General features: G+C 74.2%; 1 protein-coding gene and 1 pseudogene. Both read right to left on the bottom strand.

Features of this window, described 5'->3' with window-relative positions:
- A pseudogene (locus tag QMK34_RS47635) lies at positions 1-180 on the bottom strand (hypothetical protein); the annotation flags it as partial.
- On the bottom strand, positions 161-609 hold a 449-nt coding region (locus QMK34_RS47640), incomplete at its 5' end, for an oxidoreductase C-terminal domain-containing protein (protein WP_326421654.1). The pseudogene QMK34_RS47635 and the gene QMK34_RS47640, both read right to left, overlap by 20 nt.

The following is a 609-nucleotide window of genomic DNA, read 5'->3' on the forward strand; positions in this document are numbered from 1 at the left end:
CGCGGGTTGCGCGGGTTGCGCGGTCGTGGGCGGCGGCGCGGACGACCGGGAAGGCGGCGGGGTGGAACTCGGGGTGGGCCGGGTGACGGTGGTGGCGAGGGGCGGGGTCGCGGGGGCCTCCACGACGGTGCCCGCGGTCAGTTCGGCTTCCCGGGGCGTTTCAGCCGCCAGTGACCACACCGTCGCGGACCCGATGAGCACCCCCGCGGCGACGACCAGATTCGACCGGGCGCGTCGGCGCATGGGCTTTCTCCTGTTCCTCGTTCTTCGCGGACACGATGTGCTGCTTGGCGATCTCGGCCGTCCAGTGCAGGAGGTCGGCCGGGGCGTCGAGGCCGACGGCGCCGACGAGCCTGCCGTTGTGCACGAACCCGGTGGTCGGCTGCCCGCCGGGCGCGGCAGGGGGCAGCTGGACCTGCTCGGAGCTGAGGTTCACCATCCCCGCGGCCTGGATGCGCACGCCGTGCTGCTCGGACCAGAACCGCGGGACGGGGGTGTACGGCTTGGCCGCGGTCAGCCCGGCGAGCAGGCTCTCGGCGGCCGCCCTGCCCATCTCGACGGCGTTGAGCCAGTGCTCGACGCGCCGCGGGATCGGGTCGAACAGCAGGT

The sequence above is a fragment of the Amycolatopsis sp. H20-H5 genome (genome assembly GCF_035828755.1).
GTDB lineage: Bacteria > Actinomycetota > Actinomycetes > Mycobacteriales > Pseudonocardiaceae > Amycolatopsis.